Consider the following 14,896-nt stretch of genomic DNA (forward strand, 5'->3'; position numbering starts at 1 on the left):
GGGTTTTCGTGGTCCTTTCCGGAGGTCAGCGGCGGCGCAGGGCCGGGTCGAGCAGGGCGGGCGGGGCGTCGAACTTCTCGTGCGGGGCCAGGTCGAGGCCGGGGGCGACCACGGCGTCGATCGCGTCGAGCACGTCGGCGGGCAGCACCGTGTCCGCGGCGGCGAGCTGCGAATCCAGGTGTGCGGTGGTGCGCGGGCCGATGATCGCGCTGGTCACGGCCGGGTGGGCGGTGACGAAGCCGAGCGCGAGCTGGATCAGGCTCAGCCCGGCCCCCTCGGCGATCGCGGCCAGCCGCTCGACCGCGTCGAGCTTGGCGCGGTTCGCGGGGACGGCCGGGTCGAAGCGGTCCGGCAGCATCGCCGAGCGGTGGGTGGTGACCGGCCGGCCTGCGCGGACGGCGCCGGAGAGCCAGCCCGAGGCCAGCGGGCTCCACACCAGCACGCCGAGCCCGTACTCCGCGGCCACCGGCAGCACGTGCGCCTCGGCCGCGCGCTGCAGGACGGAGTACCCGGGCTGCTCGGTGACGTACCGGCCGAGGTGGTGCTCGCGGGCGGCCCACTGGGCCTGCACGATCCGGTGGGCGGGGAAGGTCGAGGAGCCGAAGTAGCGGATCTTCCCGGCGCGCTGCAGGTCGGTCAGGGCCGAGAGGGTCTCCTCGTCGCTGGTCTTCGGGTCCCAGCGGTGGATCTGGTACAGGTCGACGTGGTCGACGCCGAGCCGGCGCAGGCTGTGCTCCAGCTCGGTGACCAGCCAGCGGCGCGAGCTGCCCTGGCGGTTGCGCTCCTCGCCCATCGGGTTGTTCGCCTTGGTGGCCAGCACGAGGTCGTCGCGGCGCCCGGCGATGGCGCGGCCGAGCAGCTCCTCCGATTCGCCCTGGCCGTACCAGTCGGCGGTGTCGACGAAGTTGATCCCGGCTTCCAGGGCGCCGTCGACGAGGGCGGTGGCGTCGGCCTGGGTGGTGCGCCCGATCGCGCCGAAGTTCATCGTGCCGAGCGCGAGGGTGCTGACCTGGACGCCGGTGCGGCCCAGGGTGCGGTACTGCATGGTCGTGGTCCTCCGTGACGGGACGTGGTCGCGGGTCCGCCGCTCTGGCATGATGAACAAGCGGAACCTTGTTCCGATAACCATACGGAGCGTTGTTCCGTTTTTCAAGGGTCGATGGGGAAAGGTGGCGGCGTGGGCGGGAGCGAGGAGCCGGCGGGCCGGTCGAAGCGGGCGGACGCGCGGCGCAACGAGGAGGTCCTGCTCGACGCGGCGGCCGCGGTGTTCGTCGCGTCGGGGGTGGAGGCGCCGGTGCGGGACATCGCGGCCAAGGCAGGGGTGGGGATGGGCACGATCTACCGCCACTTCCCGACGCGGGCGGACCTGATCATCGCCGTCTACCGCCACCAGGTGGAAGCGCTCGCCGAGGCCGGGCCGGCCCTGCTGGCCGGCGGCGAGGGCCCGCACGCGGCGCTGCGGCGGTGGATCGACCGGTTCGTCGACTTCCTGGTCACCAAGCACGGCCTGGCCGGTGTGCTGCGGTCCGACAACGCCGGGTTCGAAACGCTGCACACCTACTTCCTGGACCGCTTGCTCCCGGTGTGCGCCGAACTGCTGGCCGCCGCGGCCGCCGCCGGCGAAATCCGCTCCGACCTGCAGGCCCTCGAACTGATGCGGGGCGTCGGCAACCTCTGCATCGGCGCGGAACCGCCCTCCCGCTACGACGCGCGGCGACTGGTCGGGGTGCTCATCGCCGGACTGCGCGAGGGGCGCTGACGTCCGGATCGGTCCCCTCCGGACCTAGGGCGGCGGGAGGGGACCAGCCTTGCTGCGGGCCGAGCGCGCCGGTGCTGGCTCGCGTCGCGGGTTTCGACCGGGTCCGCGCCCGGCTGGGTGCTGACCACCATCGCGCCCATCCTGGGCCGGTGCCGGTCCTACTCGGCTGCCTTGCTGGTCAGCACCAGAGCATGGCGGCGGTGGGCGACTGGTGCACCTCGACGATCCGGCCCGTGTCGTCCAGCGCGAGGGCCGGGGTCCGGCCGCTGTCGTAGCGGCGTGCCGGTTCCAGGTGACCCGGCCGCCGGGTGTGCGGCCGACCAGGTGTCTACCACCGACAGCCAGTCGTGCAGGTCGTTCGGCGCCGGGTTGCCCGCGTGGTCGACCAGGGCGCCGGGACCGCCGTGGCCGACACCGTAGTCGCGGGTGCTCGCGTAGCCGTTGTCGTGCACGTCGAACTCGAAGGCAGGGAAAGCGTAGCGATGTGCGCGGCCGTTCAGGGCCGCTGCAGGAGGTGACCCGCGCCGGACGACGCGGGGCCCGGTCTCCTCGCGGATCCGCCGGGTGTCCGTGCGAACGCATCAGGTCACCGGGTGGCCTCACCGGGTCGTGGCGAGACGGGGACCCAGCGGGGCCGAAAGGACACGATCAGGCCAAGGTTGCGGCGCCGGTGGGGGCCCGGGCCGCCCGCCGTCCGCAGCCGGTGAGCCCGCGTGATCGGGGCCTGGCCAGCGGACCGAGTGGCGCCGGGCGCGTCGGCGCAGCCGGGGTTCCCGCCGCGGGGCGGGCCGCGCCGGGGCCGTGGGGGCCGGACCTCCGCTGCGCGATCCGGGTGACGCGCTAGCGTTGAGCCGACCGATGCCGGCGACCCGGCGGACCCGGACGGGCGAAAGGAGGACGGCGATGACCGGACTGCCGTCGTCTTCGCCCGCGGGTCCGGACCGGAAGGCGTCCGGCCGGGTGGCCGTGACCCGGCGCGGGGTGCTCACCGTCGTGCTGGTCGCGGTGGTGGTGGCCTGCGTCGTGGTCGAAGGGCACACGATCACCGAAGCGGTCCACGGGGTGGCCCGGGCGTCGCCGCGGTGGCTGCTGCTCGGGCTGGCGGCCACGGTGGGCTCGATGGTCGCGTTCGCGGTGATGAGGGCGCTGACGCTGGCCGCGGCCGGTTCGCGGGTGTCGATCCTGCGCACCATCGCGATCAGTTACGGCGCCGGGGCCGTCCACGCCACGCTTCCGGCCGGCGCGGTTTTCTCCACCACCTACGCCTTCCGCTCGCTGCGCCGCCAGGGTGCCTCGTCCTCGGCCGTCACCTGGTCGCTCACCGTCACCGGGCTGCTTTCCGCGGTCACGCTGGGTGCGGTGGGGCTGGTCGGGGTCGGGCTGAGCGGCGGGGCGCTGGGGTCGGCCCCCGGGCTGGCGGTGAAGGTGCTGGCCTCGATCGCCGTGTTCGCGCTGGTGGTGCGGCTGGTCCGCCGGCCGCAGCCGCTGGTGCGGCTCGGGCACCGGCTGCTGCGCCGGTACAACCGGGCCCGGCGCCGGCCGCCCGAGACCGGGCACGCGCGGCTCGATTCGATCGTCGAAGACCTCTACATCATCCGGCCGGCCGGGTACCACTGGATCGGCGCGCTGCTGCTGGCCGTGCTCAACTGGGTGCTCGACCTGGCCTGCCTCGCCGCCTGCTGCGCCGCCGTCGGCATGCACGTCGGCCTGCCGGTGCTGCTGCTCACCTACGCCGCCGGGATGGCGGCCGGCGGCCTGCTGCCGGTGCCGTCCGGGCTGGGCGCGGTGGAGGCCGCGATGGCCCTGTCGCTGACCGTCTCGGGCGGGGCCGGTTCGGCCCTGGCCAGCGTGCTGCTCTACCGCGTGCTCTCCACCGGCAGCGTGGTGCTGATCGGCTGGATCGTGGTGGCCACCCAGCACTTCCGCCCCGGCCGGGAGCACCAGGACCAGCCCGGCCACCGCCACCTGGCCGACGTCTGAGCGTCCACTTCGGACGGACGAGGGCTCAGCCTTCCCGGTAGGGGCGGAAGAACTCGCGCAGCTCCGCGGCGTAGGCCTCCGGCTCCTCGAACGGCGCGAAGTGCCCGCCACGCGGGTGGTCGGTGACGCGCTGGACGTTCGCGACGCGGTCCAGCCACGCGCGCGGCGGAAAGGCGATGTCCCCGGGAAACCGGGAGAAACCGGATGGGACCTCGACCCGGCGGGCGTGTTGCTCGGGCGGGATCGCCGCGTTCGCGTGGTACATCCGCATCGACGAGCCGATCGTGCCGGTCAGCCAGTAGAGCGTGACGTTCGTGAGGATCTCGTCGCGGGTGAAGCTGCTTTCGAGGTCGCCGTGGCAGTCGCTCCACGAGCGAAGCTTTTCCACGATCCACGCGGCGAGCCCCGCGGGGGAGTCGTGGAGGCCCATCGCGGCGGTCTGGGGTTTGGTGCGGTGCATGGCCGCGTACGCGCCTTCGTCCCGGCTCCAAGCCGCGGTGTCGGCGAGCCAGCCGCGCTCCTCGGGGGTCAGGTCGGCCGGGTCGCCGGTGTAGACGGGCAGACCGGCGTCCATCCGGTGCACGGCCACGACCCGCTCCGGCTGGTCGAGGGCGAGGAACCGGCTGACGCTGCTGCCGATGTCCCCGCCCGCGGCGGCGAACCGCGGGTAGCCGAGTTCGGTCATCAGCTCCGCCCAGAGCCCGGCCACCGCCACCGAGTCCAGCGGCGCTCCCGCGGGCGGCTCGGAGAAACCGAAGCCGGGCAGGTCGGGCACGATCACGTCGAACGCGTCGGCCGGGTCTTCGGGGTCGGTCAGCAGCGGGACGACCTTGCTGTAGCGCCAGAACGAGTCCGGCCAGCCGTGCGTGAGCACCAGCGGCAGCGCGCCCGGGACCGCGGCGCGGGCGTGCACGAAGTGCAGGCCGAGGCCGCCGAGGGTGGTGCGGAAGCGGGGCAGCCGCGCGAGGGCTTCCTCCTGCGCCGGCCAGTCGAACCCGTCGGCCCAGTACTCCACCAGGTCCCGGAGGTAGCCGACGTCGGCGCCGAGCGACCAGCCGGCGTCCGGCGGGGCGTCCGGCCAGCGGGTCAGGCGCAGCCGGGTGCGGAGCTCCTCGAGCGCGGCGGGATCGGCCCGCGCGGTGAAGGGTTCGATCACGGGGCCCACGGTAGTGCGTCCCCGCCACCGGCGCGGCGGGCCGGTGCCGCCACCTTCGTGGGCGGGTTCGGCCGGTTCTGCCTCAGGACGCGGATGCGGACCGGCCGCCGGGCGACGGCGGCTCCCGGTCGACGTCCGCGGCGCAGCGGAAGCCGGTGTTGCCGCTGGAGGTGTCCGGGCTGTTGGAGGTGCGGGCGGCGACGCGGTAGCGGTTGCAGTACGACTCGTGGCACAGGTACGAGCCGCCGCGCATCGAGCGGTGGCCCGAGGCCGGGGCGAACGGGTCGGCGCACCACTCCCAGACGTTGCCCGCGACGTTGTACAGGCCGAACCCGTTGGGCTCGAAGGCGCCGGCGGGGGCGGTACCCGAATACCCGTCCTCGGCGGTGTCGCGGACCGGGAAGCGGCCCTGCCAGATGTTGCAGCGGTGGCGGCCGTCCGGGGTCAGCTCGTCGCCCCAGGGGTAGCGGGCCTGGTCGAGACCACCGCGGGCCGCGTACTCCCATTCGGCCTCGGACGGCAGGCGCAGGCCGACCCAGGCGCAGTAGGCCGCCGCGTCGTTCCAGGAGACCTGCACGACCGGGTGACCCGCGCGGCCGGCCACCGAGCTGCCGGGTCCCTCGGGCCGGCGCCAGCTCGCCCCGGACACCCCGCACCACCACGGCGCCGACGCCGGGCGCGGGGAGCTCTTGCGCAGCGGTCCGGGCAGGAACTTCGCGAACACGTACGCCCAGCCGAACTCCTCGGCGTCGGTGCGGTACCCGGTGGCGTCGGCGAACGCGGCGAACCGCTCGTTGGTCACGGTGCGCGGGTCGATCGCGAACGGGGCCACGGTGACCGCGCGGACCGGGCCTTCGCGGTCTTGCGGGAAACCGTCCGGATCGTCGGTGCCCATGCGGAAAGTCCCCCCGGGCAAGCGGATCATGCCTTCGGCCGGCGAGGTGGCGGTGGCACCGGACGGGCGGCCCGGGCGGTCCGGGCCGCGGCGGCCGGGCGGGCAGCAACCGGGCACGCGCGTTCCCTCCCCGCCGGGGCTCACGACCGGCCGCGCCGAACCTACCACCAGCGTCCGGTTCGCCGAAGACCGATCCGGGCCGGAACCCGTTGGCCCACGGCCGATCCTCGATGTCCACTGTGGACGGCAATCGCCGGCCGGTCAGGTGTATAACGCTCTACACGGCTTCTCGCCGATGCTCCGGCACCGGTTCGGACATCGTCTCGCGCCGGGCACTGCGCCTTGAGCCGCCTGGCCGTGGTGTTGTGGTGTTGTCCTCGGGGATGGGTCACCTTATGCTCGTACTGCTGCGTCGGGTTCGGCCAAGGCGACCGGGACGGGAGAGCGAACGGGATGACCGACATGCCAACCGGGGCGCGGCTGCTGCACCTCGACTCCAGCGTCGACGGGGCCGAATCGGTGAGCCGGCGGCTGACCGCGTTGTTCGCCTCGGTCTGGCGCGGACCGGTGCGGCGCCACGACCTGGTCGAGGAGCCGGTGCCGCTGATCCGCGCGGCGTACGCGGCGCTCGGCCGCAGTGTGGGACGGCACGGGCCCACCGCCCTCGAAGACGTCGCCGCGCTGGCCGCCGACGAGGCCGAGCGGGGCGAGTGGGAGCTGACCCGGCCGCTGGTCGAGCAGGTCCGGGCCGCGCACACGGTGCTGCTGGGCGTGCCGATGTACAACTTCACCGTGCCCGCCGCGGTGAAGGCGTGGATCGACCGGCTCACCTTCCCGGGCGCGTTCACCGATCCGCACACGGGGGAGCGGCTGCTGCGCGGCACGAACTTCGTGGTGATCGCCGCGCGGGGCGGCGGTTACGGGCCCGGCGCGCCGCGCGAGGCGTTCGACTTCCAGTTGCCCTACCTGCGCGCCTACCTCGCGAACCTCGGCGTGGTCCCGGAGCGCCTTTCGTTCGTGAAGGCGGAGCTGACCCGGGCGCGCAAGTTCTCCGCGCGCGGAGCGCCGGCCACCGACCCACTGGCCGCCGAGGTGACCGAACTGGCCGGGAAGCTGCAGGCGGGATAACGGAAAGCCCGCCGGGAGCGGACTCCCGGCGGGCCTGGGTCAGGTCAGATCCGAACACGCCTTCGCGTCCGGATCCCTGGCTCCGCCGGGCGACCACCGCACGTTCGCGAACGAGGCCGAGAACTTGCCGTCGGTGTAGACCAGGAACGGGGTGTTGATGTTCTGGAAGTCCAGCCCGCTCGCGAAGCACGAGAGCGGGATCTTCACCGTCGACTTCTGACCCGGGGGCAGCCCGGTGAACAGCTTGGTCGCGGTGACCTCGGACGAGCACGGGTAGACGCAGTGCATGCTCACCACCGTGCGGTTGACCGGGGGCGAGTTCACGATCACGTCGAACTCCAGCGCCGCGTCCGCGTTCGGGTACCCGCGCAGATCGTTGGTGCCACCGGGGTTCTGCAGGTAGACCTGGGCCGGGCCGGTGCCGGTCCAGGTCGTCTTGAGGCCGTCGGCCTGCACGTTGACGTCGGCCGGGGCCACGGTGATCGCCGCGTGCGCCGCGGTGCCGTCCGGGCCGATCTCGGTACCGCCCCAGTTCTCCGCCGAGCCGATGAAGGCGTGGTACGGCGCCACCGGGGTGCGGTCGAAGATCGGCAGGTCCTCGGTCGCGGTGCCGCCGCCCCCGGTGGACCCGCAGGTCGCCGGGCCCTCGGTCTCGTCGAGCGGGCCGACGGTGGCGCGCTGCCCGGTCTTGAGCCCGTAGCCGAGCGGGAACAGCGGGTCGTAGTTCGCGCTCCACGGGTTCAGCGGGGTCTGGCACGCGCTCTTGGGCCAGGAGTAGGACAGCTTGCCCTGGAACCCGGTGCCGTCCTTGCCCTTGACCAGCAGGTCGGCCACGCCGCCACCCTCGGTGCCGGGCAGCCAGGCCGCGACGAACGCGTCGGAGCGGTTGAGCTCCTTGTTCACGTACAGCGGGCGGCCGCTGACGTAGACCGTGACCACCGGGGCGCCCTTGCCGCTGACCCGGTCCAGGGTGGCCAGGTCCTCGGGGTAGAGCTTGGCCGCCTCCAGCGACTTGCGCTGCAGGTCGCCGACCCCTTCGGCGTACGGGGTCTCGCCGATCACCGCGATCACGGCGTCGTAGCCCCTGGGGTCCACGGTGCCGGCCGGGTCGTAGGTGACGTTGGCGGCGCCGAGGTCCTGGCGCAGGCCGCCGAGGATCGAGGTGGCGTTGGGGAAGTCGGCGTTGGTGTTGCCGGTGCCCTGCCACGACAGCGTCCAGCCGCCGGTCTGGTTCTGGATGCTGTCGGCGCTCTTGCCGACCACCAGCACCTTCGACCGGGACTTCAGCGGCAGCACGTTGTGGTTGTTCTTCAACAGGGTCTGCGACTCGCGCACCGCGTCCCGGGCGAGCCAGTTGTCCTTCAGCGCCTCGTCGGAGTTGGCGTACGAGCGGTCCGAAGGCTTCTGCGACTCGAACAGCCCGGCGCGCAGCTTCACGCGCAGGATGCGGGTGACCGCGTCGTCGATGCGCGACTGGGCGATCTCGCCGTCGCGCACCTGGGCGACGGTGTTGGTGATGAACGCCTTCCAGTCGTTCGGCACCATGACCAGGTCGATGCCGGCGTTGATCGCCTTCGGGCAGCTGGAGTTGGTGCAGCCGGCCACCTGGCCGATGCCGTTCCAGTCGGACACGACCAGTCCGTCGAAGCCCATCTTGCCCTTGAGGATCTGGGTGAGCGCCCGGTCGCTGCCGTGGATCTTGCCCTCGTTGATGCCGAGTTCGGGGTTGGTCCAGCTGTTGAACGACGCCATCACGGTCTGGCTGCCGGCCGCGAGCGCGCCGTAGTAGCCCTGGCCGTGGAGGTTGATCATGTCGGCTTCGGAGGCGGCGTTGACCCCCTGGTCCTGGCCGTTGGTGGTGCCGCCGTCGCCGATGAAGTGCTTGGCGGTGGCGATCACGCCGTTGTAGCCGATGCGCCGGGTGGCGCCGTCCTGGAGGCCGTTGATGGCCTCGTAGCCGTAGGCGCGGGTGATGCGCGGGTCCTCGGAGAAGCCCTCGTAGGTGCGGCCCCAGCGGTCGTCCTGGACCACGGCCAGCGTCGGGGCGAAGGCCCAGTCCTGGCCGGTGGCGCGGATCTGGCGCGCGGTCGCGTTCTCCACGTCGCGGACCAGGCAGGAGTCGTGGGCCGCGCCGAGCGCGATGTTCTGCGGGAAGACGGTGGCGCCGTAGACGTTGTTGTTGCCGTGCACGGCGTCGATGCCCCAGATCACCGGGATGTGCGTCCGGGTGGACTTCGAGGCGGCCCAGTAGGAGTCGGCGAGCTTCAGCCAGTCCTGCTGGGTGGCGTGCTTGTTGCCGCCCGGCCACGAACCGCCGCCGTTGAGCACCGAGCCGATGGCGTACTGCTTCACCTCGGCCGGGGTGATCGCGGCGATCTCGGGCTGGGTCATCTGCCCGACCTTCTCCTCCAGCGTCAGGCCGGCGAGGATCTGGGCGATGCGCTGTTCGTCCTTGGGGTTCCGGGCCATCCGGCTGTCGACCTTGGGCCAGTCGGCCAGGGCCGGCAGGGACGGCTCGATGCGGGCGCAGCCGTTCCCGTCCAGGGCGGGTGCCCCGATCTCGGGCCGGGCGGCGGGGACGGGAGCGGTCCCGGCGGCGGGGGCGGCGTGCGCGACCCCGCCGAGCAGCGTGAGGCCGGCGAGTGCGGCGAACGTGGTCCGGCGGGCCCGGGACCACCCGGGGTGTCTTCTGGCCATCGGCAGTCCGTTCGGCAGGGGCGGCAGGGGAGCGGCCCGGCTGGGCCCAGGCGATCCTGACCGGGCGGACCGGATGGCGTCAAGGGTTTCGGACCCGGTGCGGCCCCGTTAATTCTCGCCCTGAACAAAGGGGGGCCGGTCACCTCCGCCCGGTCGGCGGGAAATCCCCGATCGAACCGGGGTGCGCCGGGTGGGAGAGCGCTCTCACCCGTGCTAGAAAGGGCAGGTGACCACGCCGCCGCCGACGCTCGAGGACGTGGCGCGCGTGGCCGGGGTCTCGCGCGCCACCGTGTCCCGGGTGGTGAACGGGGTGCGCAACGTCGACCCCCGGCTCCGGGAGACGGTCGAGCGGGCCATCGCCGACACCGGGTACGTGCCCAACCAGGCCGCGCGGACGCTGGTGAACCGGCGGACGGCGACGGTCGCGCTGGTCGTGTCCGAGCCGGACCGGCACATCGGCCAGGAGGAGTTCGGCGGCGGGGTGTTCGGCGACCCGTTCTTCGGCCGGGTGCTCGACGGCGCGCTGGCCGAACTGCGCCCGCACGGCCGGTACCCGCTGCTGATGGTCGTCGACAGCGACGACGAGCGGGCGAAGCTGGTGGGCAAGCTGCGGCAGGAGAACGTCGGCGGGGTGCTGATGATCTCCTTGCACGGCACCGACCCGCTGCCCCGGATGCTCACCGGGGCCGGTGTGCCCACGGCGTTGTTCGCCCGCCCGGCCCGCCCGGCGCCGGTGTGCTGGGTCGACGTCGCGCACCAGGACGGTGCCCGGATCGCGGCCGACCGCCTCCTGGCCCGCGGCTGCCGTCAGGTGGCCACGATCGCCGGCCCGGCCGACACCGCCGCGGGCCAGGACCGGCTGACCGGCTTCCGCGACGCGATGGCCCGCCGCGGGCACGCCTACGTCGCCGTCGCCGAGGCGAACTTCACCCAGCTCGGCGGGGAGCAGGCGATGGAGCGGCTGCTCGCCGAGGAGCCCGGGCTGGACGGACTGTTCGTGGCCAACGACCTGATGGCCTACGGCGCCCTGGCGGTGCTGCGCGAGCACGGCCGCCGCGTCCCGGACGACGTCGCGGTGATCGGCTTCGACGACAGCCCGGCCGCGCTCACCTGCAAACCCGCGCTGACCACGATCCGCCAGCCGGTGGAGGACATGGGGGCGGCGATGGTCCGGATGGTCCTCGACCGCATGGCCGATCCGGGCCTGCGCGCGGTCTCCCAGGTGTTCGACCCGGTGCTGGTGGTCCGCGAATCGGGCTGACCGCCTGCGCCCCGGCGGGTTCCCGGGTCCGTCGCCTCCCGGCTGCCCACCGGGACGGGGCACGGGCGCCCCGCGGTGATCGGCTCAGCCGCGGACCAGGTCCTGCTGCGCCTGCGCGGCCTTCGCCACGTCGACGGCCAGCGCGCGCACCCCGGGCTCGGAACCGGACTGCTGCTCACCGCGGGAGAGCACGACGAGCTGGGCCAGGTGGGCCCTGACCAGCGGGCGCAGCCGGCGGCCGAAGTCGTCGCCGTGGGCGTCGCGCAGGGCGATCAGGTCGGCCTCGGTGACCAGGCCCGGCATCCGGTGTCCACTGTGGATGTCCGTGTCGGGCAGTCCGGCCCGCGTGCGCGCGGCCTGGAGCCGGGTGAGCAGTTCGCGCTGGCTCGCCAGCAGGCGCGCCGTGGCCTCGGTGGCGGCCCCGTGGGAGGCGGCCAGCTCCAGTGCGGCCACGGCGTTCCCGGTCATCGGCACGGTCAGCTCGAGCCAGGCCACGTCGGTCGGGTCGAACGCGGACGAGACCGCGGGGGCGGGGGCGGCGGCCGGGACCGCCGCGGTGGTGGTGGCGCAGCCGGCGGCCAGCAGCGCCACCACCACGAACGCGACGGCGCCCTTCACGGCCGGCCGGGCAGCCGGTAGTTCGGGCCGAGCACGCCGCCGCGGTCGGGCTTGTACACGTCGAACCCGCGCGGGTCGCACTGCAGGCCCCCGTTGATGCAGTGGGTGACCAGGGCGGCGAGCGTCTCCGGGTCCCAGGCGTTGAAGAAGTCGTAGTGCCACGAGTACCCGCGCCCGCTGGACAGGTGCACCCCGGACATGTCGCCGGAGACCGGGAACGCCATCTTGAACTCCAGCATCGGCACCGGCACCGGATGAGCGGCCGGGCAGGTCAGCGTGACCGGGTCCGGGTAGGCCATGTGACTGCGGTGATCGGCCGAGTCCAGGTGCACCCCGTCCCAGCAGCTCGGGGCCTGGTAGCGGATGTTGAGCTGGCTGCCGGGCGAGCAGGTCACCGGGATGTCCCAGTTGTGGAAGCTCTCGCCGCACTCCCAGCCCTCGATGGCGCCGGCCGCGTGCTGGAACTGGTCCTTGGTGGCGTTCATGTCGCCGGCCAGGTAGCGCAGGCCCTGCGGGAACGGCTTGACGCTCTTGTAGTCCAGCACGCCGGACTTGTAGTAGACCACCTGCGCGAAGTTGGGCAGCACGACCTGGCTGCCGTTGAGCACGGTCGGGAACCAGTAGGCGGACAGGTCGTCCGGGGCCAGGCAGGTGGTGTTGCCGGTGCCCGCGGCCAGCAGGGACTCGGTGGTCGTGTTCGCGTTGGTGGTGTTGTTGCCCAGGAAGGTGTGGTCGTGCGAGGCGCCGGGCAGGCCCGGGAACACGATGGGGTCGTCGGGCTGGTGGTGGCTCGGCGAGCAGTTGACCTGGAACTCGTGGTGGGTCACCACGTCGTCCGCGCCGGCGGGGGTGGTGAAGAACGCCGCGGTGAGGGCCGCGGCGGCCGCGCAGGCGAGGAGCGCGAGTTTCGAAGACAAGAGTCCTCCACGGTGAGGGGGCCGATGTGGGAGAGCGCTCTCCGGTCAGCATGTGACCACGCCGGTCTCCTGTCAAGAAGCCCCCGGGGTCGTACGTGATCGGTTCCTGTCCATTTCCGGCCGGGTTTCCGGCAAACCCTTGACACGCCCCCGGTGGCGGCGCGAACCTCTCTCCGCACTGGAGAGCGCTCTCCCATTCGTCCCCCTGCCGCGGGAGTCATCGTGGACCGTTCATCGCCTGTGACCGCGCGCCCCCGTTCCGCTCTGGCGCTGGCTGTGCTGCTCGTGCTCTGCTGGCTCGCCGTGCCCCCGGCCGCACGAGCGGAAAGCCTGCTGTCCCAAGGAAAAACCGCTACCGCTTCGTCCAGCGAAGGCGCGGGCACCCCCGCCTCGGCCGCCGTCGACGGCGACACCGGTACGCGCTGGGCAAGCGCTTTCGCCGACCCGCAGTGGCTGCAGGTGGACCTCGGCGCCACCGCTTCGATCACCGGGGTCACGCTGAACTGGGAAACGGCCTACGCCACGGCCTACGAGATCCAGGTTTCCGACGACGCCGTGAACTGGCAGCCGGTCTACCGCACCACGACCGGCGCCGGGGGAGTGCAGAAGCTGGCGGTCACCGGCTCCGGCCGGTACGTCCGGATGTACGGCACCCACCGGGCCGGCGGCTACGGCTACTCGCTCTGGGAGTTCCAGGTCTCCGGCAGCTTCGGCTCCAGCACCCCGGCCGGCCCGGGCGTGACCAAGGTGACCGGCACGCAGGGCAACTGGCAGCTGACCGTCGACGGCGCGCCGTACGTGGTCAAGGGCCTCACCTGGGGCCCGCCGGTCAGCGAGGCCGCCGCGCGGATGCCGGAGCTGCACGAGGCCGGCGTGAACACCGTGCGCACCTGGGGCACCGACGCCACCACCAAACCCCTGCTCGACGCGGCCGCGGCCAACGGGCTCAAGGTGATCAGCGGGTTCTGGCTGCAGCCCGGCGGCGGACCGGGCAGCGGCGGCTGCGTCGACTACCTGACCGACGCGAACTACAAGAACACCGTGCTCGGCGAGATCCAGCGCTGGGTGACCGAGTACCGCGCCAACCCGGGCGTGCTGATGTGGAACGTCGGCAACGAGTCGCTCCTCGGCCTGCAGAACTGCTACTCCGGCACCCCGCTGGAGCAGGAGCGCGTCGCCTACGCGCAGTTCGTCGAGCAGGCGGCGCAGGCGATCCACGCGATCGACGCGAACCACCCGGTCACCTCCACCGACGCGTGGACCGGGGCCTGGCCGTACTACAAGGCCCACACCCCGAGCCTGGACCTGTACTCGGTCAACGCCTACAAGCAGGTCTGCGGGGTGAAGCAGGACTGGATCGCCGGCGGCTACACCAAGCCCTACGTCGTCACCGAGACCGGGCCCGCGGGGGAGTGGGAGGTGCCGAACGACGCGAACGGGGTGCCGGCCGAGCCGACCGACGTGCAGAAGCGCGACGGGTACGTGAACGCGTGGAACTGCATCCTCGCCCACCCCGGGGTGGCGCTCGGCGCGACGCTGTTCCACTACGGCAGCGAGGGCGACTTCGGCGGCGTGTGGTTCAACATCACCACCGGCAACGAGAAGCGGCTGTCCTGGTACGCCGTCCGCAAGCTCTACAGTGGACGGACCGACGGCAACACCCCGCCGGTGATCCGCTCGATGGACCTCAGCCGCACCACCGACGTGCCCGCGGGCGCCCCGTTCACCCTGACCGCCGACGTGGCCGATCCCGACGGCGACCCGATCACCTACACCATGGGCTACAACAGCAAGTACATCAACGGCGCCGGCGGGCTGATCCCCGCGCAGTTCACCGGCAGCGGCCCGTTCACCGTCACCGCGCCGTCGACGCTCGGGGTGTGGAAGCTCTACCTCTACGCCCGCGACGGTCACGGCAACGTCGGCATCGAGACCCGCTCGCTGCGGGTGGTGGCGCCGCCGGTGAACGGCACGAACCTCGCGCGCGGCGCCGTCACCACCGCGTCGAGCTACCAGGCGAACGGCCCGGGCGCGCCGTTCCCGCCCCAGGCCGCGACCGACGGCGACACCACCACGCGCTGGGCCAGCGACTGGACCGACCCGCAGTGGCTGCAGGTCGACCTGGGCCGCTCGCAGTCCTTCGACCACGTGCAGCTGATCTGGGAATCGGCCTACGGCAAGGCCTACCAGATCCAGACCAGTGACGACGGCAGCACCTGGCGCAGCGTCTACACCACCACGACCGGCGACGGCGGCGCGGACGACCTGGCCGTCAGCGGCACCGGGCGCTACGTCCGGATGGCGGCCACCCAGCGCGGCACGGCGTACGGCTACTCGCTCTACGAGTTCGGCGTCTACCGCACCTGACCCCCGGGGGCGGGGGACCGGCGGCGCCGGCGGGCGTGGATCACCCGCCGGCGCCGCCGCACCGCCCGGCCCGCGAGTAGGTTGGCGGAGGAGAAGACCCGAGCCGACGTGATGGGAG

At 73.0% G+C, this 14,896-nt stretch carries 11 protein-coding genes; 5 read left to right on the forward strand and 6 right to left on the reverse strand.

Annotated elements, in window-relative coordinates; genetic code table 11:
• Window positions 1-25 precede the first annotated feature (25 nt).
• Window positions 26-1,045: an aldo/keto reductase gene (locus tag NYF13_RS16640; RefSeq protein ID WP_315657887.1), complete on the reverse strand. Its 1,020-nt coding sequence runs from the start codon at window positions 1,043-1,045 to the stop codon at window positions 26-28.
• A 132-nt stretch (window positions 1,046-1,177) separates the two neighbouring features.
• Here NYF13_RS16640 and NYF13_RS16645 point away from each other — a divergent pair, with 132 nt between their 5' ends.
• On the forward strand, window positions 1,178-1,759 hold the full coding sequence (locus tag NYF13_RS16645) for a TetR/AcrR family transcriptional regulator (protein ID WP_315657888.1): 582 nt from the start codon (window positions 1,178-1,180) through the stop codon (window positions 1,757-1,759).
• A 903-nt stretch (window positions 1,760-2,662) separates the two neighbouring features.
• A complete protein-coding gene (locus NYF13_RS16650; protein WP_315657890.1) occupies window positions 2,663-3,739 on the forward strand; it encodes a YbhN family protein in 1,077 nt (358 codons plus the stop codon).
• Window positions 3,740-3,764: 25 nt separating this feature from the next.
• Here NYF13_RS16650 and NYF13_RS16655 read toward each other — a convergent pair whose 3' ends face one another.
• Window positions 3,765-4,895, reverse strand: a complete 1,131-nt coding sequence (locus NYF13_RS16655; RefSeq protein ID WP_315657892.1) for an epoxide hydrolase — start codon at window positions 4,893-4,895, stop codon at window positions 3,765-3,767.
• Between the two features lie 82 nt (window positions 4,896-4,977).
• The gene (locus tag NYF13_RS16660) at window positions 4,978-5,790 is read right to left on the reverse strand and encodes a formylglycine-generating enzyme family protein (protein WP_315657893.1); all 813 of its coding nucleotides are present in this window, start codon (window positions 5,788-5,790) and stop codon (window positions 4,978-4,980) included.
• 453 nt (window positions 5,791-6,243) lie between these two features.
• Between NYF13_RS16660 and NYF13_RS16665 the strand changes: the two genes are divergently transcribed.
• Window positions 6,244-6,918 carry an NAD(P)H-dependent oxidoreductase gene (locus tag NYF13_RS16665; RefSeq protein ID WP_315657894.1) on the forward strand — a complete coding sequence of 225 codons (675 nt, stop codon included), beginning with the start codon at window positions 6,244-6,246 and terminating at the stop codon, window positions 6,916-6,918.
• 39 nt (window positions 6,919-6,957) lie between these two features.
• Here the strand turns inward: NYF13_RS16665 and NYF13_RS16670 are convergent, their stop codons facing one another.
• Complete coding sequence (locus tag NYF13_RS16670) at window positions 6,958-9,615, reverse strand: exo 1,3/1,4-beta-D-glucan glucohydrolase (RefSeq protein ID WP_315657895.1); 2,658 nt, start codon at window positions 9,613-9,615, stop codon at window positions 6,958-6,960.
• 226 nt (window positions 9,616-9,841) lie between these two features.
• Here NYF13_RS16670 and NYF13_RS16675 point away from each other — a divergent pair, with 226 nt between their 5' ends.
• Window positions 9,842-10,876, forward strand: a complete 1,035-nt coding sequence (locus NYF13_RS16675) for a LacI family DNA-binding transcriptional regulator (RefSeq protein ID WP_315657897.1) — start codon at window positions 9,842-9,844, stop codon at window positions 10,874-10,876.
• Between the two features lie 84 nt (window positions 10,877-10,960).
• On the opposite strand, the gene NYF13_RS16680 is transcribed toward NYF13_RS16675, so the two are convergent.
• Complete coding sequence (locus tag NYF13_RS16680) at window positions 10,961-11,494, reverse strand: DUF305 domain-containing protein (protein ID WP_315657898.1); 534 nt, start codon at window positions 11,492-11,494, stop codon at window positions 10,961-10,963.
• Window positions 11,491-12,411 (reverse strand): DUF1996 domain-containing protein, encoded by a 921-nt coding sequence (locus NYF13_RS16685; protein WP_315657900.1) that lies wholly within the window; start codon window positions 12,409-12,411, stop codon window positions 11,491-11,493. Before NYF13_RS16685 ends, NYF13_RS16680 begins: the two co-directional genes overlap by 4 nt.
• A 240-nt stretch (window positions 12,412-12,651) precedes the next feature.
• Between NYF13_RS16685 and NYF13_RS16690 the strand changes: the two genes are divergently transcribed.
• Entirely contained in the window at window positions 12,652-14,778 is a 2,127-nt protein-coding gene (locus NYF13_RS16690; protein WP_396287402.1) for a discoidin domain-containing protein, read from the forward strand.
• The last annotated feature ends 118 nt before the right edge of the window (window positions 14,779-14,896 follow it).

It is taken from the genome of Amycolatopsis sp. PS_44_ISF1, assembly GCF_032335455.1.
Taxonomy (GTDB): Bacteria; Actinomycetota; Actinomycetes; order Mycobacteriales; family Pseudonocardiaceae; genus Amycolatopsis.

Bases quoted from the DNA above. Each gene is read 5' to 3' on its own strand.
- NYF13_RS16670 (WP_315657895.1), bottom strand. From the start codon at position 9,615: ATGGCCAGAAGACACCCCGGGTGGTCCCGGGCCCGCCGGACCACGTTC.
- NYF13_RS16650 (WP_315657890.1), top strand. From the start codon at position 2,663: ATGACCGGACTGCCGTCGTCTTCGCCCGCGGGTCCGGACCGGAAGGCG.
- NYF13_RS16640 (WP_315657887.1), bottom strand. From the start codon at position 1,045: ATGCAGTACCGCACCCTGGGCCGCACCGGCGTCCAGGTCAGCACCCTC.
- NYF13_RS16660 (WP_315657893.1), bottom strand. From the start codon at position 5,790: ATGGGCACCGACGATCCGGACGGTTTCCCGCAAGACCGCGAAGGCCCG.
- NYF13_RS16665 (WP_315657894.1), top strand. From the start codon at position 6,244: ATGACCGACATGCCAACCGGGGCGCGGCTGCTGCACCTCGACTCCAGC.